Raw genomic sequence first — 26,047 nt, 5'->3', positions numbered from 1 at the left:
TACTAGTGAGGCTTGACCGCCGCCGGGTTGATCATCCGTGCCAACCCAAGGTTTTTCAGCGCCAATTGCAGCGAGCTGTGGATAACTTGCGGGTTGTCGATGGTCATCAGTTCGGCGAGCAATTCCTTGGCCTTGCTCAGGTTGATCTGACGCAGCATCCACTTCACCTTCGGCAGGTTGGTGGCGTTCATCGACAGGCTGTCGAAGCCCATCGCCATCAACAGCACCGCCGCCGCCGGATCACCGGCCATCTCGCCGCAGATACTCACTGGCTTGCCTTCGGCATGGGCGTCGCGCACAACGGTTTGCAACGCTTGCAGCACCGCCGGGTGCAGGTAGTCGTAAAGGTCGGCCACACGCGGGTTGTTACGGTCAACGGCCAACAGGTACTGCGTCAGGTCGTTGGAGCCGACCGAAAGGAAATCCACTTGCCGGGCCAGTTCCTTGGTCTGATAAACCGCCGCCGGAATCTCGATCATCACGCCAACTGGCGGCATCGGCACATCGGTGCCTTCGTCGCGCACTTCGCCCCAGGCCCGGTGGATCAGGTGCAGCGCTTCTTCCAGTTCGTGAGTGCCGGAGATCATCGGCAGCAAAATTCGCAGGTTGTTCAAGCCTTCGCTGGCCTTGAGCATGGCGCGGGTCTGCACCAGGAAGATTTCCGGGTGGTCGAGGGTGACGCGTATACCGCGCCAGCCGAGGAACGGGTTGTCTTCCTTGATCGGGAAGTACGACAGCGCCTTGTCGCCGCCGATGTCCAGGCTGCGCATGGTCACCGGTTGCGGGTGGAACGCGGCGAGTTGTTCGCGGTAGATCGCCAGTTGTTCCTTTTCGCTCGGGAAACGCTGGTTAATCATGAACGGCACTTCGGTGCGATACAGGCCTACGCCTTCGGCACCGCGTTTTTGCGCCCGTGCCACGTCTGCCAGCAAGCCGGTGTTGACCCACAGCGGCATGCGGTGACCATCGACCGTCACGCACGGCAGATCACGCAGTGCATCGAGGCCCAGCGCCAGTTGCTTCTCTTCTTCCACCACTTCGGCGAACTGCTTGCGCAGCACGTCGCTGGGGTTGGTGTAGACCTCGCCGCGATGACCGTCGACGATCATGCCGATGCCATCGACCTTGGAATACGGCAGGTCGACCAGGCCCATTACCGTCGGAATACCCATGGCCCGGGCCAGGATCGCGACGTGGGAGTTGCCCGAGCCGAGTACCGACACCAGGCCCACCAGTTTGTCTTCGGGCACCTCGCCGAGCATCGCCGGCGTCAGTTCTTCGCTGACCAGAATGGTGTTGTCGGGGTAGACCAGGGTTTGCTGGCGCTCTTCCTGCAAATAGGCGAGCAGACGGCGACCAAGGTCTTTGACGTCCGAGGCCCGCTCACGCAGGTAGGCGTCGTCCATCAGTTCAAAGCGGTTGACGTGATCAGTGACGACTTGGCGCAAGGCACCCTGCGCCCACTGCCCGGTCTTGATTACGGTAGTGACTTCGCTGCCCAGCGCAGCATCGTCGAGCATCATCAGGTAGACGTCGAACAAGGCGCGCTCTTCCGGGCGCAACTGCGTGGCGAGCTTGGCCGACAAGGTGCGCATGTCGGCGCGTACGCCTTCGATGGCGGTCTTGAACAAACCGAGCTCAGCGTCGATGTCAGTGATGGTCTTGTCGGGCACCACGTCCAGGTCGGCCGGTGGCAGCATGACCACTGCCGTACCCACCGCAGCGCCAGGCGAACCCGGGACGCCGACGAACTTGGCTTCCTGAATGCCCTTGCCCTGACGGCCCAGGCCACGGATCGAGCCGGTGGCTTCAGCGTGGGCGATAACGCCAGCAAGCTGCGCGCTCATGGTCACGAGGAAGGCTTCTTCACCTTCGTCGAACTGGCGACGCTCTTTTTGCTGGATGACCAACACGCCGACGACGCGGCGGTGGTGAATGATCGGTGCACCGAGGAACGAGGCGTAACGCTCTTCACCGGTCTCGGCGAAGTAACGGTAGCGCGGGTGGTCCGCCGCGTTCTCGAGGTTCAGGGGTTCTTCACGCGTGCCGACCAGGCCGACCAGACCTTCATTGGGCGCCATGCTGACCTTGCCGATCGAGCGCTTGTTCAAGCCCTCGGTGGCCATCAGCACGAAACGGTTGGTCTCGGGGTCAAGCAGGTAGACCGAGCAGACCTGGCTGCCCATGGCCTCTTTGACGCGCAACACAATAATCCCCAACGCCGCCTTGAGATCCTTGGCGGAGTTAACTTCCTGGACGATCTTGCGCAGCGTATTGAGCATGGCTCGGGGTCGAACTCCGTCGTCAGTCGCGCGCTAAAAGGCGCGGGGCAAGCTCTTTGAGAGCGCGTCGATACACCTCGCGCTTGAATGTCACCACCTGGCCCAACGGATACCAATAGCTGACCCAGCGCCAGCCATCGAATTCCGGTTTACCGGTCAAATCCATCCGCACCCGCTGCTCGTTGGAGATCAGGCGCAGGAGAAACCATTTCTGCTTCTGGCCGATGCACAGCGGTTGGCTGTGGGTCCTGACCAGACGTTGCGGCAAACGATAGCGCAACCAGCCCCGGGTGCAGGCGAGTATTTCAACATCTTCGCGCTCCAGGCCCACTTCTTCGTTCAGCTCGCGGTACAAGGCGTCTTCCGGCGTCTCCTGGGGGTTGATCCCACCTTGAGGAAACTGCCAGGCATCTTGATTGATTCGGCGAGCCCATAGCACCTGGCCGGCATCATTCGTGAGAATGATCCCGACATTAGGACGGAAACCATCGGGGTCGATCACGGCAACAACCTCGCAAACGCATGTCGCCGCATTGTTCCACAAAGGTTGTGAAGGCAGCAACGCGCCGGCCGACCTTATGTGCACTCTTGTGAAAAGTCCGTATTCTGGACGCCTTTCTACAGACTTTTCAGCGAGTAACTGCAATGCGGCTGGCTTTATTCGACTTGGACAACACGCTTCTGGGTGGCGATAGTGATCACGCCTGGGGCGATTACCTGTGTGAGCGCGGCTTCCTCGACGCCGTTGCCTACAAGACACGCAACGACGAGTTCTACCAGGACTACCTGGCCGGCAAGCTGGATAACGCCGCCTACCTGAATTTCTGCCTGGAAGTGCTCGGCCGCACCGAAATGGCCACGCTTGATCAATGGCACAGCGATTACATGCGCGATTGCATCGAGCCGATCATGCTGCCCAAGGCAATCGAACTGTTGGCCAAGCACCGCGACGCCGGCGACAAACTGGTGATCATCACCGCCACCAACCGCTTCGTCACAGGCCCGATTGCCGAACGCCTGGGCGTCGAAACCCTGATCGCTACCGAGTGCGAAATGCTTGACGGCCGCTACACCGGGCGCAGCACCGACGTGCCGTGCTTCCGTGAAGGCAAGGTGACGAGGTTGAATCGTTGGCTGGAAGAGACCGGGTACAACCTGCAAGACAGCTATTTCTACAGCGACTCGATGAATGACCTGCCGTTGCTGGAGCAGGTGACGAATCCGGTTGCCGTCGATCCCGATCCGAATCTGCGGGCCGAAGCCGAGAGGCGTGGCTGGCCGGTTATTTCGTTGCGCGATTGATCACGCCATCGCTGGCAGGCCAGCTCCCACATTGGAATGCGTTCCCCTGTGGGAGCTGGCCTGCCAGCGATGGGGTCAACCCGGTTTCAAACCCTAAACAGGTTTGGCGCCCATCAACCCGGCAATCGCCACAAAGCAGACAAAACTGAACAACGCCAAGGCAAAGGTAAATTTACCCACGCCACCCGGCGCCTTGCGCAGTTTGTTCAGCCGCACCAGCAACCAGAACCACGCCAGCGCCGCCACGGTGTAAAGCACACTGGAAGCCAGCAACCAGGTCTGCCCCAGCGGCCAGCCCACCAGATGCACCATCCCCCAGCCGGTAAAGGGCATGCTCAGCAATGCCTGGCCCATCAGCAGCCAGACAAACACCCGTGGTCGCTGCAACGTACGACTGCCCGCCGTCGCATCACCTTTGCGCTTTGCCAGAAAAACCCAGATCCCCAGCCCCAGCGCACTCGCCAGCAATACAACCGTTGCCACCATATGCGCCGCTTTCAGGGCAGATAACGTTTCCATGGTTCGATTCCCTTATTACATGCCCATCAGCGTAGCCGTTCAGCCAAGAAACAACTGATAGGCCGGGTTATCGCTTTCGTCCCAGTACGGGTAGCCGATTTCTTCCAGCGCCGCCGGCACCAGTTGGCGTTCATCGTGAGGCACTTGCAAGCCCGCGACCACACGGCCATCGGCTGCGCCATGGTTGCGGTAGTGAAACATCGAGATGTTCCAGCGCCCGCCGAGCTTGTTGAGGAAGTTGAACAGCGCTCCCGGCCGCTCCGGGAATTCGAAGCGCAGGATCACTTCGTCGACCACATGCGCCGCGCGACCACCGACCATGTGGCGGATGTGCAACTTGGCCAGTTCGTTGTCGGTCAGGTCCAGCACCGGGAAACCTTGTTCGCTCAGGCTGGCGATCAGCGCGCTGCGCGTGTCGTTTTCCGGGTGCGTCTGCACGCCAACGAAGATGTGCGCTTCGCTGCCGGTGTTGTAGCGGTAGTTGAATTCGGTGATCTGGCGCTTGCCGATGGCCTCGCAGAACGCCTTGAAGCTGCCCGGCTGCTCGGGGATGGTCACGGCGATGATCGCTTCGCGGCCTTCACCCAGCTCCGCACGCTCGGCGACGTGGCGCAGGCGGTCGAAGTTGACGTTGGCGCCGGAGTCGATGGCCACGAAAGTCTGCCCGCTGACGCCGCGCTGCTCGACATATTTCTTGATCCCGGCCACGCCCAAGGCGCCGGCAGGTTCGGTGATCGAGCGGGTATCGTCGTAGATATCCTTGATCGCCGCGCAGATTTCGTCAGTGCTGACGGTGATCACTTCGTCGACGTAATCTTTGCAGATATCAAACGTGTGCTGGCCGATCTGCGCCACCGCCACACCGTCGGCGAAGATGCCCACGGTCGGCAGCACCACGCGCTCGCCCGCTGCCATCGCCGCTTGCAGGCAGTTGGAGTCGTCCGGCTCGACGCCGATGACCTTGATGTCCGGACGCAGGTACTTCACGTACGCCGCGATGCCGGCGATCAGGCCACCACCGCCCACCGGGACGAAAATCGCGTCCAGAGGCGCCGGGTGCTGGCGCAAAATCTCCATGGCCACCGTGCCCTGCCCGGCAATGGTGTGCGGATCGTCGTAAGGGTGAATGTAGACGTAGCCTTTTTCGTCGACCAGTTTCAGCGAGTAGGCCAGGGCTTCCGGGAACGAATCACCGTGCAGCACCACTTTGCCGCCGCGCGAGCGCACGCCTTCAACCTTGATCTCGGGGGTGGTCTTGGGCATGACGATGGTCGCTTTCACGCCCAACACCTTGGCCGCCAGGGCCAGGCCTTGTGCATGGTTGCCTGCCGAAGCGGTGACCACGCCGCGAGCGCGCTCTTCATCGCTCAACTGGGTCAGCTTGTTATAAGCGCCGCGAATCTTGAACGAGAACACCGGCTGCAAGTCTTCACGCTTGAGCCAAATATCGTTGCCCAGCCGCTCGGAGAGCTGACGGGCAGTCTGCAAGGGGGTTTCTACGGCCACGTCGTAAACGCGCGAGTTGAGGATCTTTTTGACGTACTGTTCAAGCATCGGAAAGCATCACTGAGCGGCTGGGCAGGACCCAGGAGTCTAACCCGGCTTTCGGGCGGACGACCACACGAATGCAGAGGTTTTAGCCTGACATGGGGCTATAATGCCGGCCTTTCCGTTCTTACCTTGCCCGCTTCCGGAGCCCGCATGACCCAGGATCAACTCAAACAGGCAGTGGCTCAGGCCGCCGTCGACTTCATCCTTCCGAAACTCGATGACAAGAGCATCGTCGGGGTCGGCACCGGTTCCACCGCCAACTGCTTCATCGACGCCCTGGCCCAGCACAAGGGCGCGTTCGATGGCGCGGTCGCCAGTTCCGAAGCCACCGCCGCACGCCTCAAGGGCCACGGGATTCCGGTGTACGAACTGAACACCGTCAGCGACCTGGAGTTCTACGTCGACGGCGCCGATGAAAGCGACGAACACCTGAACCTGATCAAGGGCGGCGGCGCAGCCCTGACCCGCGAGAAGATTGTCGCGGCCGTGGCCAAGACCTTCATCTGCATCGCCGACGCCAGCAAACTGGTACCGGTGCTCGGCGCGTTCCCACTGCCGGTCGAAGTGATCCCGATGGCCCGCAGCCACGTGGCCCGCCAATTGGTGAAACTGGGCGGCGACCCGGTTTACCGTGAAGGCGTGCTGACCGACAACGGCAACATCATCCTCGACGTGTACAACTTGCAGATCACCAACCCGGTGGAACTGGAGACGCAGATCAATGCGATCGTCGGCGTGGTGACCAATGGTTTGTTTGCGGCGCGTCCGGCGGATCTGCTGTTGCTGGGAACCAGCGAAGGCGTGAAAACACTGCGCGCTGAGTAATCGTGGCTGCCCACTCATTGGCGGGCACATGAAAAACCTGTGGGAGTGAGCCCGCTCGCGATGAGGCCGTGTCAATCGACAGAGATGTTGAATGACAGACCGCTATCGCGAACAGACTCGCTCCCACAGTGTTTTGTGTTGTTGGTTAGGGTTGTGCTGGCTTTTTGAAGACGTAAAACAGATTCGGCTCGCTCACCAGGTACATCGTACCGTCGTCATCCATGGCGATTCCTTCTGCTTGCGGCACCGTCTTTTGCAGCCCCTGTCGCCCCTTGTTCAGTGACATGGTGCTCAGAGGGCGTCCGTCCACATCCAGTTCCAGAATCAGCCTCGACTCGTCGGACAGCGCCATCAAGTGGCCGCTGCGCTCGTCGTATTGCAGGCTCGACAGATCGCGTACGAACATCCCGGCATCACGCTTGGGGTTGTTGATGACGTGTACCGCGTAGGATTTTTCCGGGTTGAAATGCGGAAAGCCGTGCACTTCGTAGATCAGCATCGGGTCGCGCTCCTTGGCGACAAACAGGCGCTTGCCCACCGAATCGTAGGCCAGCCCTTCAAACCCCTTGTTGCCGCTCATGTGCACGCCGAGCGTCATCTGTTCGGCATCCGCCGCATCGAGGAACGTGGTGTCGTGTTCCAGATGAATCTTGATCAGCCGCTGCTGACGCTCGTCGGTGATCACGTAGGTGTCGGCGCTGATGTACTCCACCGCCTCCGGATCGCCGAAGCCGACCAACGCGATGCGGCGCAGGATCTTGCCGTCGAGAGAGAGTTCGATCAGCTCGGAGTTTTGATTGGTAACGGTAAACAGGCTTTTGCGCACCGGGTCGTAGGTCAACGCTGAAACATCGTCGTCCAGCCCCTCGATAACCTGTGCCTCCAATACCACCTGATATTGGTCCAGGCCAATGGACTGGGGGCCCAGCGGCTGCCAGAGCGTGTGCAGGTTGAACCAGGCACGCTCAAACAACCGCAGGTGCTGACCGAAAGCGATCAACACGATCAGCGCGATCACCGACAGGAGCAGGATCAAGGGTTTGGGGCGGGCAAATCGACGCATTGGAGGCGGGCTCGGAATCAAAACAGGCGGATGAAATACCACGCGAGTCTGAATTAAAGCTTAATGGCCACTTGCCCGCTCCTACAACCTGGTAACGAATTTCCTACAGGCAGGGTTCAACGCTGCTTTTCGAAGCGGTAGAACAGGTTCGGCTCGCTCACCATGTACAGCGTGCCCGCCTCGTCCATGGTCACGCCTTCGGCACGAGGAATGGTTTTCTTCAGGCCGTTGAAGCCACCCAGCAAGGTCATGAAACTGACTTGCTCGCCTTTCTCGTCCAGTTCCAGCAACAGATGCGAATCAGCGGACAACACCAGGGTGTGACCGGTGCGCGGGTCGATGGCCAAGGCGGACAGATTGCGTACGTCCAGTTCATCGCTGGCCAGTTTTTGCTTGTCGCCGATCAGTTTCTGGCCGTCACCCTTCCAGGTGAACAATGCCGGTGGACGCTCCTCACCCAACAGCAGTTGCTGATTGCGCGAATCCCAGACGATGGCTTCGAAGGCTTTGTTCTGGTCTTTCGACGGACCGAGATCGTATTTCGGGAAATCGGCGATGTTGAGTTCGCGAGTGTCGGCATCGACCTTGACGATGGTAATCAGATGATCACGTTCATCGACGATGGCCAACAGGCCATTGCCCAACACCGTCACGCCCTCTGGATTGCTCCAGCCCACCAGCGGCATCTTGCGCAGCACGTCACCCTGCAAGCTCAACTCGACCAGGAACGGATTTTTGCCCATGACCGAAAACAGGGTTTTGCTTTGAGGGTCGTAGGCCAGGTCCGAGGCTTCGTCCTTTTCCAGGCCCGGCAGTGGCTTGGCGTCGATCACTGCCTGATAGTCCGGCAGCCAGATACTTTCCTGGCGTTCGGCCGGGCTTTTGAAGCGCTCCTGCAACCAGAGCACGCCGCGATCATCCCAATGCATGGCAAACGCAATGCCGTAGGCAATGGCGGCCACCAGCAATAGCCAGGAATACCAACGCAGGGCAAAGCGTGAACGACGGACAGGTTTAAGCGTGGAGAGCGGTGGAGTGGCCATCAGGGGATGCGTTCCAGAAATTCAGGCTAGGGGTGATAGCACGAAAACCAATGCGGGAGCGAGCAGGCTCGCTCCCGCAGGGTTTAGCGAACGCTGCTGGTGAAGCTGCTGGCGCCCGGCAGTTCCAGAACGATTTCGTCGCCGACATTCAGCGGACCAACGCCCACTGGCGTGCCGGTGAGGATCACATCACCGGCCTGCAGCGAGAAGCAACCAGCCATGTGCTGGATCATCGGCACGATCGGGTTGAGCATCACGCTGCTGTTGCCGTCCTGGCGCACTTCGCCGTTGATGGTCAGGCGGATGCCGATGTCGGTCAGGTCAGCGAAGGTGCTGCCGGACACGAACGGGGCGATCACTGCCGCGCCGTCGAACGACTTGGCGATTTCCCAAGGCAGGCCCTTGGATTTCAGCTCGGCCTGCTTGTCGCGCAGGGTCAGGTCCAGGGCCGGGGCGAAACCGGAAATGGCGTCGAGCACTTCTTCAACGCTCGGCTTGGTCGACAATGGCTTGCCGATCAACACCGCGATTTCTGCTTCGTAATGCACCGAACCGCGCTCGGTCGGAATGCTGAAACCGCCTTCCAGCGGCACCACGCAACTGCCCGGCTTGATGAACAGCAGCGGCTCGGTCGGTACCGGATTGTCCAGTTCCTTGGCGTGTTCGGCGTAGTTACGGCCGATGCACACCACTTTTCCCAGCGGGAAGTGAATGCGCGTACCGTCGACATACTGGTGCTGATAGCTCATTACCGACTCCTGCTTCGTTGGCTCTTAAAGTTCGAAAATCAAACAGCGAAAATCTTGCCCGGGTTCATGATGCCGTTCGGGTCGAACACCGCTTTGACGGCTTTCATGTACTCGATCTCAACCGGCGAACGGCTGTAGGTCAAGTAATCACGCTTGGTCATGCCCACACCGTGCTCGGCGGAAATCGAACCGTTGTACTTCTCGACGGTTTCGAACACCCACTTGTTGACGGTGGCGCACTTGGCGAAGAACTCGTCCTTGCTCAGGTTATCCGGCTTGAGGATGTTCAAGTGCAGGTTGCCGTCGCCGATGTGGCCGAACCAGACGATTTCGAAGTCCGGGTAATGCTCGCCGACGATCGCGTCGATTTCCTTCAGGAACGCCGGGACTTTCGATACGGTGACCGAAATGTCGTTCTTGTACGGCGTCCAGTGGGAAATGGTTTCGGAGATGTATTCGCGCAGCTTCCACAGGCTGTGCAGCTGGGTTTCGCTCTGGCTCATCACGCCGTCCAGCACCCAGCCCTGCTCAACGCAGTGCTCGAACGTTTCCAGGGCGTGGTTGGCCACTTCTTCGGTGGTCGCTTCAAATTCCAGCAGCGCGTAGAACGGGCAATCGGTTTCGAATGGCGCCGGAACATCGCCGCGGCCCATGACTTTGGCCAGGGCTTTGTCGGAGAAGAATTCGAAGGCTGTCAGGTCGAGTTTGTTCTGGAACGCGTGCAGCACCGGCATGATCGAGTCGAAATCGGCGGTGCCGAGGACCATCGCGGTGAGGTTTTTCGGCGCGCGATCCAGGCGCATAGTCGCTTCAACCACGAAACCGAGGGTGCCTTCGGCGCCGATGAACAACTGACGCATGTCGTAGCCGGTGGCGTTCTTGATCAGGTCGCGGTTCAGTTCCAGTACGTCGCCCTTGCCGGTAACGACTTTCATGCCGGCGACCCAGTTTCGGGTCATGCCGTAGCGAATCACCTTGATCCCGCCGGCATTGGTGCCGATATTGCCGCCAATCTGGCTCGAACCGGACGACGCGAAATCCACCGGATAGTACAGGCCTGTTTCTTCAGCGACGTTCTGCAGTTGCTTGGTGACCACGCCCGGCTGACAGACGGCAGTACGGTCAGTGAGGTTCACATCGAGGATCTGGTTCATGTAGTCGAAGGACACGACCACTTCGCCATTGGCGGCCACGGCAGCGGCCGACAAACCGGTACGACCGCCGGACGGCACCAGCGCCACCTTGTGTTTGTTGGCCCACAGGACAATGGCCTGGACCTGCTCGGTGGTCTTGGGGAACACGATGGCGGTCGGGGCCGGGGCGAAATGCTTGGTCCAATCCTTACCGTAAGCATTCAGGGAGTCGGCATCGGTCAGCACCTTGCCAGGCTCAACCAGGGTCTTCAGCTCATCAATCAGGGCAGGATTGGTCATCGACAGAACTCTCGAACAATTCATGGTCATCCTGAGAACGCTTCACGTCGCAGGAATGAGTGTTTAGCGGGGCGCCTATGCTAGCATAACGACCCCGCAGGATAGTGCCCAAGGGCTGTTCTGCGGTGACGGCTTTCTTGCCGTGCGGGTCAGCTCCGGGCTGCTCCCTTTCCTGCCATTTTTCTCCGGGATACAGGTTTACGCAGATGAGCAAGACTTCTCTCGATAAGAGCAAGATCAAGTTCCTTCTTCTCGAAGGCGTCCACCAATCGGCTGTCGACGTCCTCAAGGCGGCGGGCTACACCAGCATCGAGTACCTCACAGGTTCTCTGCCGGAAGCCCAGCTCAAGGAAAAGATCGCTGATGCTCACTTCATCGGCATTCGCTCCCGCACTCAACTGACCGAAGAGATCTTCGATCACGCGAAGAAACTGGTCGCTGTCGGCTGTTTCTGCATCGGCACCAACCAGGTCGACCTGGATGCTGCCCGCGAGCGCGGTATCGCCGTGTTCAACGCGCCGTACTCCAACACGCGCTCCGTCGCCGAGCTGGTGCTGGCCGAAGCGATCCTGTTGCTGCGCGGCATCCCTGAGAAAAACGCTTCCTGCCACCGTGGCGGCTGGATCAAGAGCGCGGCCAACTCCTTCGAAATCCGCGGCAAGAAGCTGGGCATCGTCGGTTATGGTTCGATCGGTACTCAACTGTCGGTCCTGGCTGAAGGCCTCGGCATGCAGGTGTACTTCTACGACACCATCACCAAGTTGCCACTGGGTAACGCCACTCAGGTAGGCAAGCTGCACGATCTGCTGGCGATGTCCGACATCGTTTCGCTGCACGTTCCGGAAACCGCCGCCACCCAGTGGATGATGGGCGAGAAGGAAATCCGCGCGATCAAGAAAGGCGGCATCCTGATTAACGCCGCACGCGGCACCGTGGTCGAGCTGGACCACCTGGCGGCGGCCATCAAGGACAAGCACCTGATCGGCGCGGCCATCGACGTCTTCCCGGTGGAGCCACGCTCCAACGAAGAAGAGTTCGAAAGCCCGCTGCGTGGCCTGGACAACGTGATCCTGACCCCGCACATCGGTGGTTCCACCGCTGAAGCGCAGGCCAACATCGGTCTGGAAGTCGCAGAGAAGCTGGTCAAGTACAGCGATAACGGTACTTCGGTATCGTCCGTGAACTTCCCGGAAGTGGCCCTGCCGGCTCACCCTGGCAAGCACCGCCTACTGCATATCCACGAGAACATTCCGGGCGTCCTCAGCGAGATCAACAAGGTCTTCGCCGAAAACGGCATCAACATCTCCGGTCAGTTCCTGCAAACCAACGAGAAAGTCGGCTACGTGGTGATCGACGTCGACGCCGAGTACTCGGACCTGGCGCAAGAGAAGCTGCAACACGTCAACGGCACCATCCGTAGCCGCGTGCTGTTCTGATAGCGACTTGAGCGACAAAAAAAGGGAGCCTTCGGGCTAATGTTGTTCACTTAAACGATAGAGCAAACAACCGAAAACCTGTGGCGAGGGAGCTTGCTCCCGCTGGACTGCGCAGCAGTCCCATTTTTCAGGGCCGCTTCGCGCCCCAACGGGAGCAAGCTCCCTCGCCACAGATTCAGTGTTCGTCCTTAAGTGAACAGCATTAGCCTTCGGGCTCCCTTTTTCATGCACGCTGCCAGGTTACTTGACCTTGACTGTGATTTTTTCCGACACGATCGGTGGATCGAAGGCCATGTGGTTCTTGTCGCCCAACTCCAGTTGCAACGTGTGCTCGCCGGGCGTCAGTGTCACCTCGGTTTCGGTTTGTGCCTTGCCGAAATGCACGTGATTAGCGTCTACGGGAATAACCTGCCCCGCAGCAACTACCTCTGTGGCGTCGATCAGCAGATGGTGGTGACCGGTATTCTTGGTGGCGTCGCCCGCTGGCGCCAGCGCAACGTTCTCGACAGCGAACTTGACCCTGAAGGTTTGCGGAACAGTCCCACCGTCTTTAGGAGACACGATGGACACTTCAGCGCCTTTCGGGGCCGGCGTCGCCGCACTGGCCAGCACCGAAACACCCATCAACAGGCCAGCCAAAGCAGCACGTGACATAAAGGTTTTCATTCTCTTCTCCAGTTTTTCCGTAAAATCTGCGTGACCATGACAACTTCATGGTCAATCGTTGTCGAAGGCACTCGACAACCATAGCAAAGCGAGCCTGAATCAGAGGGTCGCGATAAAAAATTCAAAGGAGTGACCATGCGCTTTCTGCCTGGCCTGATCTGCCTGCTACCCCTTTTGAGTCCGTTGGCTCATGCCGAATTGATTGACGACGTGAACGACCGCGGCGAATTACGTATTGCCATTGAGGCTAATACGCCCCCCTTCAATTTCAAGGAAGACGACAAACTCGCGGGGTTCGAAGTCGAACTGGGTCAACTGCTGGCCAACGAACTGGATGTGCGCGCTGATTTTGTCGTCACCGACGCCAGCGATCTGCTCAATGGCGTGGAGAGCGGCAAATACGACATCGCCATCAATCACATTACACAGACCCCGGCGCTCACGGATCGTTTCGACTTCAGCGAACCCTACATCAAGACCCATGCGCAATTGATCGCGCAGAAAGAAGCGCCGCAATCCATCCTGCTGGTGCAGTCGCTGACGGAAGAAAAGCCCAAAGCCAACCCGGCGGTGAACCTGGCGATTCCGTTTCAGAAGGGAAACCCGGCGTTTCATGCCAGCCTGGAAAACGCGTTGCAGCGGATCAAGGCCGATGGCCGACTGGCGGCGCTGGAAGAGAAGTGGTTTGGGGCGGAATCGGGGGCGGTGCCCAAGCCCTGACATCAAAGAGCAACCCTGTGGGAGCCAGCCTGCTGGCGATGGCGGCTCTCTCCCACAGTTGTTCGGTGTTGGCAGCTAGCCCTGTGTGGCCAGCACCTGCGCCGCTTCCGCCAACTCCAGCTCACTGAACACCAACACCCCATGGCGCTTGAGCAATGCCGCCGTCACCCCTTCGCCATTGACCTTCACCCCACTGAACGTCCCGTCATACGTCAGCAGATTGCCGCACGACGGGCTGTTGGCCTTGAGGATGGCGATGCGGATGTCGTGTTGTTGCACCAGCTCCAGCGCTTGATAAGCCCCGGACAGAAATTGTGCACTGACGTCCTCGCCCTCGGTGGTGATCACCGATGCATGACCTTCAAGTACTTCACTGCCCTGCCCGCCAGGAATCTCCGCAGCCGCCCTTGGCGTTGGCAAGCCCCCGGCGACTTCCGGGCACAGCGGCACGACCCGACCTTCATCGAGCCAAGCCTGAAGCTGATCGAACGGACCGCTGGCGCCGCCGTCATAACGAACGCGGTGACCCAACAGGCAGCGGCTTACCAATATCTTCTGCATGATCAGAACGGCTCGGTGCCCCGACGCCGGAACCAGCCCGTCAACGAGAGGCGGTCCCGGGTCGCGGGCAGGACTTCATGGGGAACCTCGCCTGACAGGAACACCACCAGGCAGCCTCCGGTCGGCACCACATCGTATTCCGCGTTTTCGTCCAGGTACATGCGCAACTGGCCGCCATGCTCGGGAAGCCACGCGTCATTGAGATAGACCACCGCCGATACCATCCGCTTGTCGTCATCGCGAAAGCGATCGACATGCTTGAGGTAAAACGCGCCGGGCGGGTACATCGCGAAATGGCTTTCAAAATCTTCCAGCCCCAGGAACAGACCGCGGTTCATCGCTTCGCGCAGGCTGTCCATCAACCGCAGATAACTGTCACACGCCTCGGCCTGGCCGGGCTCGATCCACTGGATGTGGTCGCCGCGAATCCCCTCGCGGATCTCCGAGAAAGGCCCGCGCCCCACCGCTGCCGGGGCCAATTCACCTTCGGCGGCACGTTTAAGGCACTCGGCCGCCAGTGCTCGGGTCAGATCCAGAGGCAGGAAAATATTCTGCTGCGACCAGCCGTTGGCAGCGAGGTCGTCGACGATTCGTAACAGCAGCGGGTGATCAGAAGGTATTTGCATGGCGCGCATAGTATTCCGGCGCCTGAAAATCCGACAGAGCCACGCAGCGGGTTGATACGAATTCTCGACAAGACCTTGTGCCACACGGAGAATAGTCGCCTGCTGACAGGAGTCCCTATGCGCCGTTTGCTTTTCTCCCTGCTGATGTTCTGCGTTTTGCCCGCCTGGGCAGACGGCCACGACCAGTTGTACAAGGTCGCGGGCTGGCCGGAACAACGCGCGCATTTCAGCGACGCCCTCTCGGCTGCGCAGCAACGCTATCAAAGCAGCCTGCCACCGGCGGTGTTTCAGGCCCTGGTCAACAACAGCAACCAGCGTTTCGAACCCAAGGCTGTCGATCAGCGCGCCGAAGCACAATTGCGCAAGAACCTCGCCGATCCGAAGCCTGCACTGGCGTTCTTTCAATCCCCGCTGGGCAAGAAAGTCGTTGCCGCCGAATTGCTCGCCACCCGTCGCGATCAACTGGCGAAAAACGCCAAGGGCTTGCCGAAGATGCAGGCCAGCGACAGCCGTTTGCTGATCATTGGCCACCTGGCCCAGGCATTGCCGGCGCGCGAGGCCGGCGCAGAAGTCAGCCTGGCGATTGCCGGTGTCGCGGCTGACAGCCTGAGCTCGATGATCCCGGGCCTGCTCGGCGCAGGTCAGGCGCAAGGCATGTTGAATGGGCAGCGGCAGCGTTTGATGGACCAGATCGGCAGCGACCTGAACAACACGCTGCTGTATGTCTATCGCGACCTGTCGGATGAAGAGCTGGAAGAATTCGCCACGTTTGCCGAGTCGACTGAAGGCAAGGCGTATTACCAGGCGGCGCTGGCGGCGATCAAGGCGGGGTTGGCGGTGGGGCAGAGCTCTTCCAATCTCGGCCAGTGAACTTCGGCGCCTTACAGATCGCCATCGCTAGCAAGCGCGCACGCAGATCCATTGTGGGAGCCAGCCTGCTGGCGATGAGGCCCTGTCAATCGCTAAAGATTGCGCCCCTTGATCCGCTTGCTCAAAAACCCGAAATACTCCCCCCGCAACACCAGCGCTTCATTCGCCAGATGATGCCGCGCCTCGGGCAGCATCAACACCTGCGGCCGATCGAACTTCGCCCGCAGCACTTCAAGATTGTGCTGCCAATCCACTGTCATGTCGGCCTGCCCCTGCACAATCAGTGGTCGCCGAGTGCTGACCGGTGCGGCTTCGACACGCTTGATCCAGCGCGCCAATGCCCCTACCCACGCCGTCGGCAGTCGCAGCGGCTGCAACGGATCGGCTTGCAGGAACGGCAGAAAGGCCGGGTCGTTGGAGTTCTCACTAAAGCGCCGGGCGATGGCTTTGACGAATGGCCTGAGCAGGTAATAACTCAAATGCGACCAGCCCCAGGCCCGTGGCCGCACCAACGGTGCCAGCAGAATCACCTGGCCCTGGGCCGGACTGCTCGCCCCCGCATTCAACACATGATCGATCACGATCGCCCCGCCGGTGCTCTGCCCACACAGGTGCCACGGTTGCGGCAGGTCGAGGGACTGCGCTTCGGCAAACAGCCCTTGCAAGGTGTCCTGATACTCGGCGAAGTCGTTGATGCTCGCCCGCTCGCCACTGGACAGACCGTGCCCCGGCAGGTCGCAGGCAATCACGGCAAACCCCTGATCGAGCGCCCACTCGATCACATGCCGGTAGAGCCCGGTGTGATCATAGAAACCGTGGAAAACAAACAAGGTCGCCTTCGCCTGCGCCGGCCACCAGACCTGGCTGACCAACTCGTAGCCATCAATCTGAAAGCACCCCAGCCCACTGCCGACATTGCGCGAGGAAAAATCCAGCCCGTAGAACCGCTGATAGGCCTGTGCCTCCGCTGACAGCGGCTGTCCCTCGGCCAATGGCCGCAGACTGGCACGCAGATGATCAGGGTCGAAGGTGGCAGGCATGGACAATTCCGAACACGAAACAGGGTTTATGGATCTGCGATATTCATCTGTCGCGGCAAGCATGGCAAGCTAGCCGACCTTCGAGGATTGACCCTATGCGCTCGCCCGTTCGTGCCACCGTATTTATCAGCCTGCTCGCTCTGCTGTGCGCCGGCGTGTTGTGGGCGGCTTACGACTGGTTTCAAGGGCGCTACCTGCGCGCATTCAGCGAGCACACGGCGGTGTTCTCCGGCGATCCGCTGCGCCTGCCCGACACGCTTGCCGGTCCTGGCGCCATCCGCCTCGTGCACTTCTGGGACCCGGCCTGCCCGTGCAATGTCGGCAATCAACAGCACCTCAGCGAACTGGTCGAGCAGTATGGTCCGCAAGGTATCGAGTTCTACTCCGTGCAAAAGCCCGGCAGTCACGGCCAGTTGCCGAGCACCTTGAGCAACCTGAAAACCATCACGGTCCTGCCCGGCTCCGAGCAAATCCCCGCCAGCCCCGCCGTGGCGATCTGGGATCGCAGCGGCAAACTGGCGTACTTCGGCCCGTACAGCGAAGGCCTGACCTGCAACTCCAGTAACAGTTTTATCGAGCCGATCCTGCAAGCGCTGCACCAGGGCCGACCGGTGAGTGCCACGCACACACTGGCGGTGGGTTGTTACTGCCCGTGGCCGGTCGATACGCCAAAGTAGCGAAAAACACGGCAATACGAATCCCTCCTACGGGCGATGGGCCGTTTCGATGAGCCGTGTTAAACAGTGGCACCAGGGAACTGCTGCCACTCATAACAACAAGGAGTCACCATGAAACGAAGCCTGACCGCTCTCGGTCTGCTGATTGTCGCGCTCACCGCAGCCGGCGGCTGGTACGTCTACAGCAAGCAACCGACACGCCAGGGCATGGTGGAACTGCAACACCTGCAAGGCTCGGTCACCGTGCGCTATGACGAGCGCGGCATCCCGCACATCCGCGCCGAAAACGAACCCGACCTGTACCGCGCCTTAGGCTACGTCCACGCCCAGGACCGGTTGTTCCAGATGGAAGTCCTGCGCCGCCTCGCCCGCGGCGAGCTGGCCGAAGTGCTCGGACCGAAACTGCTCGACACCGACAAGCTGATGCGCAGCCTGCGCATTCGCGAACGCGCCGAAACCTACCTGGCGAATCTTGATAAGCAATCACCGACCTTCATCGCCATGCAGGCCTATCTGGATGGCATCAACCAGTATCAGGACAGCCACGCCAAACCCGTGGAGTTCGATGTGCTGGGCATTCAGAAGCGCCCGTTCACCGCCCAGGACACCATCAGCATCGCCGGTTACATGGCCTACAGTTTTGCCGCGGCGTTTCGCACCGAGCCGCTGCTGACCTACGTGCGCGATCAACTCGGCGCCGACTATCTCAACGTATTCGATCTCGACTGGCAGCCCAAGGGCGTGCTGGCGAAGCAACACAGCGGCGCCGGGCCGACGCTCGCCAGCGCCGACTGGAAGGACCTCAACGCACTCGCCCGCCTCAGTGAACAGGCCTTGGCCGACAACGGCTTGCCGCAGTTCGAGGGCAGCAATGCCTGGGCGGTCGCCGGCAATCGCACCAAAAGCGGCAAGCCGCTGCTGGCAGGTGACCCGCACATCCGCTTTTCCGCACCGTCGGTGTGGTACGAGGCGCACCTCTCGGCACCGGGCTTCGAGCTCTACGGCCACTATCAGGCCTTGATGCCATTCGCCTCGCTGGGCATGAACCGTGATTTCGGCTGGAGCATCACCATGTTCCAGAACGATGACCTCGACCTGATCGCCGAAAAGGTCAACCCGGCCAATCCCAATCAGGTGTGGTATCGCGGCAAATGGGTCGACATGGTGAGCAGCGAACAGCAGATCGCGGTCAAGGGCCAGGCACCCGTCACCTTGGTGCTGCGTCAGTCGCCTCACGGCCCGATCGTCAACGGTGCCCTGAGCAACAGCGTCGGCAAAACACCGATCGCCATGTGGTGGGGCTTTCTCGAAAGCCAGAACCCGATCCTTGAAGGCTTCTATCAGCTCAACCGCGCCGACACCCTGGCCATGGCCCGTAGCGCAGCAGCAAAGATCCAGGCGCCGGGGCTGAACGTTGTCTGGGCCAACGCCAAGGGCGACATCGGCTGGTGGGCGGCGGCGCAATTGCCCAAGCGGCCTGTCGGGGTAAAACCGTGGTTCATCCTCGACGGCAGCAGTGCCGAGGCGGACAAGGACGGGTTCTACCCGTTCAGCGCCAACCCGCAGGAAGAGAACCCGGCGCGGGGCTACATCGTCTCGGCCAACTTCCAGCCGGTGTCGGCGACGGGCATGGAGATTCCCGGTTACTACAACCTGGCCGACCGAGGTCAGCAGCTCAATCATCAGCTCAGCGACAAAGGCATCAAGTGGGATCTGGACGCCAGCCAGAAGCTGCAACTGGGCACCACCACCGGTTACGGCCCGCGCTTGTTGGCGCCACTGCTACCGGTGTTGCGTGAAGTGGTCAGCGATCCTGCAGAACTCAAACTGGTGGAGCAACTGGCGCAGTGGAAAGGCGATTACCCTCTCGAATCCACAAACGCCACCGTATTCAACCAATTTCTGTTCAACCTCGCCGACGCGGCGATGCACGATGAGCTGGGCAACGACTTTTTCGAAACCCTGCTCTCGACCCGCGTGATCGACGCAGCGCTGCCGCGCCTGGCGGCAAACGCCGATTCACCGTGGTGGGACAACCGCAACACCCTCGGCAAGGAAACCCGCGTCGAGACGGTCAAGGCTGCCTGGCAGGCCAGCATCACCCACCTAAAAACCACCCTCGGCGCGGATTTCGCGCAATGGCAGTGGGGCAACGCGCACACCCTCACCCATGGTCATCCACTGGGCCAGCAAAAGCCGCTGGATCGTCTGTTCAACGTCGGTCCGTTTGCAGCGCCCGGCAGCCATGAAGTGCCGAACAACCTGTCAGCCAAGATTGGCCCGGCCCCGTGGCCGGTGACCTACGGCCCGTCGACCCGGCGCCTGATCGACTTCGCCGACCCGACCCACAGCCTGACCGTCAACCCGGTAGGCCAGAGCGGCGTGCTGTTTGACAGTCACTATGAGGATCAGGCCGAAGCGTACATCGAAGGGGTTTACTACCAGGCGCATCTCAATGATGAAGAGGTGACGGCCAATACCCGCAGTACCTTGAAGCTGTTGCCGGCGCGGGGTGCTCAGTAGATTTGTATTGGCTGGTCAGGCCTCATCGCTAGCAGCGATAGGCCCGCAAGACCAACGCAAATCCCGGCTCAAACCATCGCCGCAAAATTCAGCCTGAACTGCTGCGGCGTCACCCCCAGCCTGCGGTTGAACACGCTGCGCATGTGCTGGGCATCGCGAAAGCCGCACTGATAGGCGACGGTCTTGAGCGGAGCGCTGGTGCTCTCCAGCATCACCCGCGCCGCATCCACCCGCGCCCGCTCGACGAATTCGGCCGGGGTGATTTTCGCTTCCTTGGCGAACACCCGGGAAAAATTGCGCGCACTCATGTTGGCCGCGTTGGCCAGGTCGGCGATGGCCAGGTCGCCCGTCAGGTTGGCCAACACATAGTGCTGGACCATCGCCACTGCAGAAGTCGGCTCGGCGTGGGGCGTCAGGAACGGGCTGAACTGTGACTGCCCGCCCGAGCGCTGGGTGAACACGACCAGTCGTTTCGCCACATTCAGCGCCACTTCCGGCCCGTGATCGCGGCCCAGCAGGTACAGCGACAAATCGATCCCCGCCGTGACCCCGGCCGAGGTGTAAAGCTCAGCGTCCTGCACGTACAAGCGATCGGCCTCGACGTGGGTCGACGGACACAACGCCGCCAGCCCCGCCGCATCGCTCCAATGCGTGGTGACCGTCCGCCCTTCCAGCAACCCGGCCCGGGCGAGCATGAACGCACCGTTGCAGATCGAACCAAAGCGCTGCGCCAGCGCGCAGGCATCACGCAGCCAGGCGTCGAACGCGGCGCCGAAATCCATGAACGGCAATTGCGGACCACCGGCCACCAGCAGCAAGTCGTAGGCCTGCGATGCTTCGCTGAAATGCAGATGCGCACTCAGCGCCAATCCGTTGGAACACGCCATCACCCCACGCTCCACACCAATCACTTCCAGCCGATAGTGATCCTGCGGCGCGAGGAAGCGATTGGCCTCGGAAAACACATCCATAGGACCGGTGACGTCCAGCGACTGAACGCCGGCGAACACCACGATGGCAACGGTTTTACTCATAACGTGAATGGCCTTTTCCGGATCGGATCACACCGCCCCCTGCAGGGTCTGCATGCACCCTAGCCAATCCAGGCCCAACAAGCGAGGCTGGCGCGATATGCATGCTCATTGGCCGGGATCGCAGCCATGGATCGATTGTCCGGTTTCAGGGGGGCGAACAGACTGGACACCTCAGCGCCGCCACGACGCTCACCATGAGGAAACGCCCATGACCACCACCATTGCCGGTATCAAAATCCCCGACAGCGCGTTGGCCAAAGCCACCACCGAATACATCCGTGACGTCGAATCCGACCTGCTGTATCACCACTCACGCCGGGTATTTCTGTTCGGCGCGCTGAGCGGTGAACGCAAGCAACTGGCCTATAACCCTGAGCTGTTGTACGTCGGCGCCATGTTCCATGACCTGGGCCTGGTGGAAGGTCATCGCTCTGACAACGAACGCTTCGAAGTCGATAGCGCCAACGCCGCCAAAGCGTTCCTTCAGCCGTACGGCTTTTCGGATGACGATATCGAGCAAGTGTGGCTATCGATTGCTCTGCACACTACACCGAATGTGGTGCACCACCTGCGCCCCAACGTGGCGCTGGTCACCGCGGGTGTTGAAATGGATGTGTTGGGCATCGACTACGCGGCATTTCCCACCACGCAGCGCGAAGCGGTGGTGCATGCGCATCCACGGGGGGAAGGGTTCAAGGAGTGCATCCTCTGCGCGTTTGCCAACGGCTTCAAACACAAGCCGGACACCACGTTCGGTACAGTGAATGCTGACGTGCTGGTGGACAGCGAACCAGGCTTCAAGCCGATGAACTTCGTTGAGGTCATCCGCAAGTCACCTTGGGTTGCCTAAAACCAATGTAGGCGCGAGCCTGCTCGCGATAGCAGCGTGTCAGGCAACAATTAAGTCGACCGACACGCCGTCATCGCGAGCAGGCTCGCTCCTACATTTTGGACTTGGGTTGAACTCGATCATGAGGCCAACCCGGCATTGCTCAAGCCGCTTCCGGCGCCTGCTGCGCGCGGCGCACGTCCGGCTGCTTCCACGAGTCGGCAGCGCTTTCCTCGATGGCTTGCTGGATCGCACGCTTGCGGCTTTCTTCGGCGCGGCGGCTGAAGAACCACACCAGGAAAGTCATCAGCGAGACCGCCAGCAGAATCAGGCTGGCCACGGCGTTAATCTCAGGCTTCACACCCAGTCGCACCGCGGAGAACACTTCCATCGGCAGGGTCGTGGAACCCGGACCGGACACGAAGCTCGCCAGCACCAGGTCATCCAGCGACAGGGCGAACGACATCATGCCACCCGCGCCCAGGGATGGCGCGATCATCGGGATGGTGATCAGGAAGAACACCTTCCACGGCCGCGCACCGAGGTCCATGGCCGCTTCTTCGATGGACAGGTCCAGCTCACGCAAGCGCGCCGAGACCACCACCGCCACATACGCCGCACAGAACGTGGTGTGAGCGATCCAGATCGTGACGATGCCGCGTTCCTGGGGCCAACCGATCATCTGTGCCATCGCCACGAACAGCAGCAACAGCGACAGACCGGTGATCACTTCCGGCATGACCAACGGCGCGGTCACCAGGCCGCCAAACAGCGTGCGGCCCTTGAAGTGCGTAATGCGGGTCAGAACGAACGCCGCCAACGTCCCCAGTGCGACGGCTGCAATCGCCGTGTAGCAGGCGATTTCCAGCGAGCGCACCACCGAGCCCATCAGTTGGGTGTTGTCGAGCAGGCCGACGTACCACTTGATCGACCAGCCACCCCACACCGTCACCAGTTTCGAGGCGTTGAACGAGTAGATCACCAGGATCAGCATCGGCAGGTAGATGAACAGCAGACCCAGTACCAGCATCAGGCTGGAGAAACGGAAGCGCTTCATTCTTTACCCTCCATTTCCTTGGCCTGACTGCGGTTGAACAGAATGATCGGCACAATCAGGATCGCCAGCATCACTACCGCCAGGGCGGACGCCACCGGCCAGTCACGGTTGTTGAAGAACTCTTGCCAGAGCACTTTACCGATCATCAGGGTTTCCGGACCGCCGAGCAGTTCCGGGATCACGAACTCACCCACCACCGGGATGAACACCAGCATGCAGCCGGCGATGATGCCGTTCTTGGACAGCGGGATGGTGATCTTCCAGAAGCTGTTGAAAGTACTCGAACCGAGGTCGGAGGCGGCTTCCAGCAAGCTGTTGTCATGCTTCACGAGGTTGGCGTACAGCGGCAGGATCATGAACGGCAGGTACGAATAGACCACGCCGATGTACACCGCGAGGTTGGTGTTGAGGATCTGCAGCGGCTCGTTGATCCAGCCCATGCTCATCAGGAAACCATTGAGCAGGCCGTTGTTGCTGAGAATGCCCATCCACGCGTAGACGCGGATCAGGATCGCGGTCCAGGTGGGCATCATGATCAGCAGCACCAGCACCGTTTGCATCTCTTTGCGGGCGCTGGCGATGGCGTAGGCCATCGGGTAGCCGATCAGCAGGCAGAGGATGGTGCTGATCAGCGCCATCTTCAGCGAGCCGAGGTAAGCGGCGATGTACAACTCGTCGCCGGCCAGCATCGCGTAGTTGCCAAGGTTCAGCAGCAGCTGCAATTTCTGTTCGGCGTAGCTGTAGATTTCGGTGTATGGCGGGATGGCCACGTCGGCTTCGGCGAAGCTGATCTTCAATACGATGAAGAACGGCAACATGAAGAACAGGAATAGCCAGATGAAGGGAACCCCGATGACCAGTTGGCGGCCACCGGGAATTATTCGATTGAGGCGACGTTTGAATTTGCGCATGTTCATGAGCGAAGTACCACGCCGCTGTCGTCTTCCCACCAGACGTAAACCTGATCACCCCAGGTCGGACGTGCGCCACGGCGTTCGGCGTTCGCCACGAACGACTGGACGATCTTGCCGCTCGGCAGCTCCACGTAGAACACCGAGTGACCGCCAAGGTAGGCGATGTCGTGCACTTTGCCGCTGGACCAGTTGTATTCGCAGGTCGGCTGCGTTGGTGTCACCAGCAGTTTTTCCGGACGGATCGCGTAGGTGACGGACTTGTCCTGCACCGAGGTGCTGATGCCGTGACCGACGTAGATCTGGCGATCCAGGTCTTTGCAGGTGATGGTCGCGTGACCTTCGGCGTCGTCGATCACTTCACCATCGAAGATGTTGACGTTGCCGATGAATTCGCAGACCAGGCGGCTGGTCGGGGTTTCGTAGATGTCGATCGGGCTGCCGATCTGGGCGATCCAGCCCAGGTGCATGATCGCGATGCGCTCGGCCATGGTCATGGCCTCTTCCTGGTCGTGGGTCACCATGACGCAGGTCACGCCGACGCGCTCGATGATCTCGACCAGCTCCAGCTGCATTTGCGAGCGCAGCTTTTTATCCAGCGCACCCATCGGTTCGTCGAGCAACAACAGCTTCGGTCGCTTGGCCAGCGAACGGGCCAGGGCCACACGTTGACGCTGACCGCCGGACAATTGATGCGGCTTGCGCTTGGCGTACTGGCTCATCTGCACCAGCTTGAGCATGTCGGCCACGCGGGCATCGATTTCCGCGGCAGGCAGTTTGTCCTGCTTGAGGCCGAAGGCGATGTTCTGCGCCACGGTCATGTGCGGGAACAGGGCGTACGACTGGAACATCATGTTGATCGGCCGCTCGTACGGCGGCATGTCAGTGATGTCTACGCCATCGAGGAAAATGCGTCCCTCCGTGGGCCGTTCGAAACCTGCGAGCATGCGCAGCAAGGTGGATTTGCCCGATCCCGAACCGCCGAGCAGGGCGAAAATCTCGCCTTTCTTGATTTCCAGGGACACATCGTCCACGGCAATCGTCTCGTCGAACTTCTTCGTGACCCGGTCGATTTTGACCAGCACCTGTTTAGGTGTCTGGTCGCCCTCGAGGGCTTTCTTATAGGCGCCGGAGGCAACTGCCATTTACGAAACTCCCAGAAAAAAAGAGTGCAGTTCGCTCAAGGTGAGCCAACCTTGGATAATTTGAGCCTTGAAGCTATTTGCCCGACTTGACCTTGGTCCAGCTGCGGGTCATCAAACGTTGAATATTCGGTGGCAACTCGATGGACACGTAGGTCTTGTCGAGTACGGCCTGCGGTGGATAAACCGCTTCGTCGGTGCGTATGGACTGTTCCATCAGTTTGTCCGACCCCGGGTTAGGGTTGGCATAGCCGACGTAATCACTGACCTGGGCAATCACCTCAGGTTTCAGCAAATAGTTGATGAACGCGTGCGCCTCTTTGACGTTGGCCGAGTCCTTCGGAATCGCCAGCATGTCGAACCAGAGTGCGCCGCCTTCTTTCGGAATCGAGTAGGCGATGTTCACGCCTTTCTTCGCTTCCGCCGCGCGATTCCTGGCCTGGAACATGTCGCCGGAGAAACCGATCGCGATGCAGATGTCGCCGTTGGCGAGGTCCGCGATGTATTTGGAAGAGTGGAAGTAAGTCACGTAAGGCCGCACAGCCAGCAACTTGGCTTCGGCCTTTTTGTAATCTTCAGGGTTGGTGCTGTTGGCGTTCAGGCCCATGTAATTGAGGACCGTGGGCATCATTTCATCGGCGGAGTCGAGGAACGCCACGCCGCAGCTGTGCAGTTTCTTGATGTTTTCCGGCTCGAACACCGCGGCCCAGGAATCGATCTTGTCGACGCCCAGCACGGCCTTGATCTTGTCGACGTTGTAGCCAATGCCGTTGGTGCCCCACAGATAAGGCACGGCGTACAGGTTGCCGGGGTCGTTCTGCTCCAGACGCTTGAGCAATACAGGGTCGAGGTTCGAATAGTTCGGCAGCAGCGACTTGTCGAGCTTCTGGAACGCGCCTGCCTTGATTTGCTTGCCGAGGAAGTGGTTGGACGGCACGACCACGTCGTAACCGGTACGACCGGCCAGCAACTTGCCTTCCAGGGTTTCGTTGGAGTCAAACACGTCATAGACCGGTTTGATGCCGGTCTCTTTCTGGAAGTCGGCCAGGGTGGTCTCACCGATGTAATCCGACCAGTTATAAATATGCACGGTGCCGGCGGCCTGGACACTGGCGGCAAGCGTCAGTCCGGCGCCGAACAGCATGGCATTGCGCAACAAAGAAAAAATAGGCAAGTGGAGGTCCTCTA

At 60.2% G+C, this 26,047-nt stretch carries 25 protein-coding genes and 1 pseudogene; 8 read left to right on the top strand and 18 right to left on the bottom strand.

Annotated features, from left to right (window positions below):
* Positions 1-2 precede the first annotated feature (2 nt).
* Positions 3-2,282: a phosphoenolpyruvate--protein phosphotransferase gene (gene ptsP / locus ACNYC6_RS15160; RefSeq protein WP_419708110.1), complete on the bottom strand. Its 2,280-nt coding sequence runs from the start codon at positions 2,280-2,282 to the stop codon at positions 3-5.
* Between the two features lie 22 nt (positions 2,283-2,304).
* Positions 2,305-2,784, bottom strand: coding sequence for an RNA pyrophosphohydrolase (locus ACNYC6_RS15155; protein ID WP_007897732.1), 480 nt, complete (start codon positions 2,782-2,784; stop codon positions 2,305-2,307).
* 143 nt (positions 2,785-2,927) lie between these two features.
* Here ACNYC6_RS15155 and ACNYC6_RS15150 point away from each other — a divergent pair, with 143 nt between their 5' ends.
* On the top strand, positions 2,928-3,584 hold the full coding sequence (locus ACNYC6_RS15150) for an HAD family hydrolase (protein ID WP_419708109.1): 657 nt from the start codon (positions 2,928-2,930) through the stop codon (positions 3,582-3,584).
* Positions 3,585-3,677: 93 nt separating this feature from the next.
* Here ACNYC6_RS15150 and ACNYC6_RS15145 read toward each other — a convergent pair whose 3' ends face one another.
* Entirely contained in the window at positions 3,678-4,103 is a 426-nt protein-coding gene (locus ACNYC6_RS15145; protein ID WP_419708108.1) for a DUF2269 domain-containing protein, read from the bottom strand.
* Positions 4,104-4,142: 39 nt separating this feature from the next.
* Positions 4,143-5,657 carry a threonine ammonia-lyase, biosynthetic gene (ilvA, locus tag ACNYC6_RS15140; protein ID WP_419708107.1) on the bottom strand — a complete coding sequence of 505 codons (1,515 nt, stop codon included), beginning with the start codon at positions 5,655-5,657 and terminating at the stop codon, positions 4,143-4,145.
* A gap of 147 nt (positions 5,658-5,804) precedes the next feature.
* Here ilvA and rpiA point away from each other — a divergent pair, with 147 nt between their 5' ends.
* The gene (rpiA, locus tag ACNYC6_RS15135; protein ID WP_207267642.1) at positions 5,805-6,479 is read left to right on the top strand and encodes a ribose-5-phosphate isomerase RpiA; all 675 of its coding nucleotides are present in this window, start codon (positions 5,805-5,807) and stop codon (positions 6,477-6,479) included.
* Between the two features lie 145 nt (positions 6,480-6,624).
* Here the strand turns inward: rpiA and ACNYC6_RS15130 are convergent, their stop codons facing one another.
* From ACNYC6_RS15130 to ACNYC6_RS15115, 4 genes are all read right to left on the bottom strand, one after another.
* A complete protein-coding gene (locus ACNYC6_RS15130) occupies positions 6,625-7,542 on the bottom strand; it encodes an SdiA-regulated domain-containing protein (RefSeq protein WP_419708106.1) in 918 nt (305 codons plus the stop codon).
* A gap of 116 nt (positions 7,543-7,658) precedes the next feature.
* Positions 7,659-8,585 carry an SdiA-regulated domain-containing protein gene (locus tag ACNYC6_RS15125; protein WP_419708105.1) on the bottom strand — a complete coding sequence of 309 codons (927 nt, stop codon included), beginning with the start codon at positions 8,583-8,585 and terminating at the stop codon, positions 7,659-7,661.
* Between the two features lie 83 nt (positions 8,586-8,668).
* On the bottom strand, positions 8,669-9,334 hold the full coding sequence (locus ACNYC6_RS15120; RefSeq protein ID WP_419708104.1) for a fumarylacetoacetate hydrolase family protein: 666 nt from the start codon (positions 9,332-9,334) through the stop codon (positions 8,669-8,671).
* Positions 9,335-9,372: 38 nt separating this feature from the next.
* Positions 9,373-10,767, bottom strand: a complete 1,395-nt coding sequence (locus ACNYC6_RS15115; protein ID WP_419708103.1) for an FAD-binding oxidoreductase — start codon at positions 10,765-10,767, stop codon at positions 9,373-9,375.
* Between the two features lie 206 nt (positions 10,768-10,973).
* On the opposite strand from ACNYC6_RS15115, the gene serA reads away from it, so the two are divergent.
* The gene (gene serA / locus ACNYC6_RS15110) at positions 10,974-12,203 is read left to right on the top strand and encodes a phosphoglycerate dehydrogenase (protein ID WP_419708102.1); all 1,230 of its coding nucleotides are present in this window, start codon (positions 10,974-10,976) and stop codon (positions 12,201-12,203) included.
* Between the two features lie 77 nt (positions 12,204-12,280).
* Here the strand turns inward: serA and ACNYC6_RS15105 are convergent.
* Positions 12,281-12,376, bottom strand: a pseudogene (locus ACNYC6_RS15105) (N-acetyltransferase); the annotation flags it as partial.
* Between the two features lie 67 nt (positions 12,377-12,443).
* A complete protein-coding gene (locus ACNYC6_RS15100; RefSeq protein ID WP_419708101.1) occupies positions 12,444-12,869 on the bottom strand; it encodes a DUF4399 domain-containing protein in 426 nt (141 codons plus the stop codon).
* Between the two features lie 135 nt (positions 12,870-13,004).
* Between ACNYC6_RS15100 and ACNYC6_RS15095 the strand changes: the two genes are divergently transcribed.
* Positions 13,005-13,589: a transporter substrate-binding domain-containing protein gene (locus ACNYC6_RS15095; protein WP_419708100.1), complete on the top strand. Its 585-nt coding sequence runs from the start codon at positions 13,005-13,007 to the stop codon at positions 13,587-13,589.
* A gap of 75 nt (positions 13,590-13,664) precedes the next feature.
* Here the strand turns inward: ACNYC6_RS15095 and ACNYC6_RS15090 are convergent, their stop codons facing one another.
* Positions 13,665-14,150 (bottom strand): DUF523 domain-containing protein, encoded by a 486-nt coding sequence (locus tag ACNYC6_RS15090; protein ID WP_419708099.1) that lies wholly within the window; start codon positions 14,148-14,150, stop codon positions 13,665-13,667.
* Positions 14,151-14,152: 2 nt separating this feature from the next.
* On the bottom strand, positions 14,153-14,785 hold the full coding sequence (locus ACNYC6_RS15085) for a 2OG-Fe(II) oxygenase (protein WP_419708098.1): 633 nt from the start codon (positions 14,783-14,785) through the stop codon (positions 14,153-14,155).
* 108 nt (positions 14,786-14,893) lie between these two features.
* Between ACNYC6_RS15085 and ACNYC6_RS15080 the strand changes: the two genes are divergently transcribed.
* The gene (locus ACNYC6_RS15080) at positions 14,894-15,646 is read left to right on the top strand and encodes a DUF2059 domain-containing protein (protein ID WP_419708097.1); all 753 of its coding nucleotides are present in this window, start codon (positions 14,894-14,896) and stop codon (positions 15,644-15,646) included.
* A gap of 92 nt (positions 15,647-15,738) precedes the next feature.
* Here ACNYC6_RS15080 and ACNYC6_RS15075 read toward each other — a convergent pair whose 3' ends face one another.
* Positions 15,739-16,686 (bottom strand): alpha/beta hydrolase, encoded by a 948-nt coding sequence (locus tag ACNYC6_RS15075; protein ID WP_419708096.1) that lies wholly within the window; start codon positions 16,684-16,686, stop codon positions 15,739-15,741.
* A gap of 95 nt (positions 16,687-16,781) precedes the next feature.
* On the opposite strand from ACNYC6_RS15075, the gene ACNYC6_RS15070 reads away from it, so the two are divergent.
* Complete coding sequence (locus ACNYC6_RS15070) at positions 16,782-17,363, top strand: DUF6436 domain-containing protein (RefSeq protein ID WP_419708095.1); 582 nt, start codon at positions 16,782-16,784, stop codon at positions 17,361-17,363.
* A gap of 111 nt (positions 17,364-17,474) precedes the next feature.
* Entirely contained in the window at positions 17,475-19,886 is a 2,412-nt protein-coding gene (locus ACNYC6_RS15065; protein ID WP_419708094.1) for a penicillin acylase family protein, read from the top strand.
* Between the two features lie 68 nt (positions 19,887-19,954).
* On the opposite strand, the gene ACNYC6_RS15060 is transcribed toward ACNYC6_RS15065, so the two are convergent.
* Positions 19,955-20,920: a GlxA family transcriptional regulator gene (locus ACNYC6_RS15060; protein ID WP_419708093.1), complete on the bottom strand. Its 966-nt coding sequence runs from the start codon at positions 20,918-20,920 to the stop codon at positions 19,955-19,957.
* A 208-nt stretch (positions 20,921-21,128) separates the two neighbouring features.
* Between ACNYC6_RS15060 and ACNYC6_RS15055 the strand changes: the two genes are divergently transcribed.
* Positions 21,129-21,770 carry an HD domain-containing protein gene (locus ACNYC6_RS15055; RefSeq protein WP_419708092.1) on the top strand — a complete coding sequence of 214 codons (642 nt, stop codon included), beginning with the start codon at positions 21,129-21,131 and terminating at the stop codon, positions 21,768-21,770.
* A 142-nt stretch (positions 21,771-21,912) separates the two neighbouring features.
* On the opposite strand, the gene ACNYC6_RS15050 is transcribed toward ACNYC6_RS15055, so the two are convergent.
* The 4 genes from ACNYC6_RS15050 to ACNYC6_RS15035 all read right to left on the bottom strand — a co-directional run bounded on the left by ACNYC6_RS15050 (position 21,913) and on the right by ACNYC6_RS15035 (position 26,033).
* Positions 21,913-22,806, bottom strand: coding sequence for an ABC transporter permease subunit (locus ACNYC6_RS15050; protein WP_419708091.1), 894 nt, complete (start codon positions 22,804-22,806; stop codon positions 21,913-21,915).
* Complete coding sequence (locus ACNYC6_RS15045; protein WP_419712970.1) at positions 22,803-23,684, bottom strand: ABC transporter permease subunit; 882 nt, start codon at positions 23,682-23,684, stop codon at positions 22,803-22,805. The genes ACNYC6_RS15050 and ACNYC6_RS15045 overlap by 4 nt, the downstream gene beginning before the upstream one ends.
* A gap of 35 nt (positions 23,685-23,719) precedes the next feature.
* Positions 23,720-24,862 carry an ABC transporter ATP-binding protein gene (locus ACNYC6_RS15040; protein WP_419708090.1) on the bottom strand — a complete coding sequence of 381 codons (1,143 nt, stop codon included), beginning with the start codon at positions 24,860-24,862 and terminating at the stop codon, positions 23,720-23,722.
* Between the two features lie 73 nt (positions 24,863-24,935).
* Positions 24,936-26,033 (bottom strand): polyamine ABC transporter substrate-binding protein, encoded by a 1,098-nt coding sequence (locus ACNYC6_RS15035; RefSeq protein ID WP_419708089.1) that lies wholly within the window; start codon positions 26,031-26,033, stop codon positions 24,936-24,938.
* Positions 26,034-26,047: the final 14 nt, after the last annotated feature.

The organism is Pseudomonas sp. NFX224 (assembly GCF_048565165.1).
In the GTDB taxonomy this organism is placed as follows: Bacteria; Pseudomonadota; Gammaproteobacteria; order Pseudomonadales; family Pseudomonadaceae; genus Aquipseudomonas.
The sequence above is the reverse complement of the archived record's forward strand: the minus strand, read 5'-3'. Positions and strand labels throughout refer to the sequence as shown.

Coding starts and splice junctions, on each gene's coding strand:
- ptsP (WP_419708110.1), bottom strand. CDS start 2,282: ATGCTCAATACGCTGCGCAAGATCGTCCAGGAAGTTAACTCCGCCAAG.
- ACNYC6_RS15150 (WP_419708109.1), top strand. CDS start 2,928: ATGCGGCTGGCTTTATTCGACTTGGACAACACGCTTCTGGGTGGCGAT.
- ACNYC6_RS15145 (WP_419708108.1), bottom strand. CDS start 4,103: ATGGAAACGTTATCTGCCCTGAAAGCGGCGCATATGGTGGCAACGGTT.
- ilvA (WP_419708107.1), bottom strand. CDS start 5,657: ATGCTTGAACAGTACGTCAAAAAGATCCTCAACTCGCGCGTTTACGAC.
- rpiA (WP_207267642.1), top strand. CDS start 5,805: ATGACCCAGGATCAACTCAAACAGGCAGTGGCTCAGGCCGCCGTCGAC.
- ACNYC6_RS15130 (WP_419708106.1), bottom strand. CDS start 7,542: ATGCGTCGATTTGCCCGCCCCAAACCCTTGATCCTGCTCCTGTCGGTG.
- ACNYC6_RS15125 (WP_419708105.1), bottom strand. CDS start 8,585: ATGGCCACTCCACCGCTCTCCACGCTTAAACCTGTCCGTCGTTCACGC.
- ACNYC6_RS15120 (WP_419708104.1), bottom strand. CDS start 9,334: ATGAGCTATCAGCACCAGTATGTCGACGGTACGCGCATTCACTTCCCG.
- ACNYC6_RS15115 (WP_419708103.1), bottom strand. CDS start 10,767: ATGACCAATCCTGCCCTGATTGATGAGCTGAAGACCCTGGTTGAGCCT.
- serA (WP_419708102.1), top strand. CDS start 10,974: ATGAGCAAGACTTCTCTCGATAAGAGCAAGATCAAGTTCCTTCTTCTC.
- ACNYC6_RS15100 (WP_419708101.1), bottom strand. CDS start 12,869: ATGAAAACCTTTATGTCACGTGCTGCTTTGGCTGGCCTGTTGATGGGT.
- ACNYC6_RS15095 (WP_419708100.1), top strand. CDS start 13,005: ATGCGCTTTCTGCCTGGCCTGATCTGCCTGCTACCCCTTTTGAGTCCG.
- ACNYC6_RS15090 (WP_419708099.1), bottom strand. CDS start 14,150: ATGCAGAAGATATTGGTAAGCCGCTGCCTGTTGGGTCACCGCGTTCGT.
- ACNYC6_RS15085 (WP_419708098.1), bottom strand. CDS start 14,785: ATGCGCGCCATGCAAATACCTTCTGATCACCCGCTGCTGTTACGAATC.
- ACNYC6_RS15080 (WP_419708097.1), top strand. CDS start 14,894: ATGCGCCGTTTGCTTTTCTCCCTGCTGATGTTCTGCGTTTTGCCCGCC.
- ACNYC6_RS15075 (WP_419708096.1), bottom strand. CDS start 16,686: ATGCCTGCCACCTTCGACCCTGATCATCTGCGTGCCAGTCTGCGGCCA.
- ACNYC6_RS15070 (WP_419708095.1), top strand. CDS start 16,782: ATGCGCTCGCCCGTTCGTGCCACCGTATTTATCAGCCTGCTCGCTCTG.
- ACNYC6_RS15065 (WP_419708094.1), top strand. CDS start 17,475: ATGAAACGAAGCCTGACCGCTCTCGGTCTGCTGATTGTCGCGCTCACC.
- ACNYC6_RS15060 (WP_419708093.1), bottom strand. CDS start 20,920: ATGAGTAAAACCGTTGCCATCGTGGTGTTCGCCGGCGTTCAGTCGCTG.
- ACNYC6_RS15055 (WP_419708092.1), top strand. CDS start 21,129: ATGACCACCACCATTGCCGGTATCAAAATCCCCGACAGCGCGTTGGCC.
- ACNYC6_RS15050 (WP_419708091.1), bottom strand. CDS start 22,806: ATGAAGCGCTTCCGTTTCTCCAGCCTGATGCTGGTACTGGGTCTGCTG.
- ACNYC6_RS15040 (WP_419708090.1), bottom strand. CDS start 24,862: ATGGCAGTTGCCTCCGGCGCCTATAAGAAAGCCCTCGAGGGCGACCAG.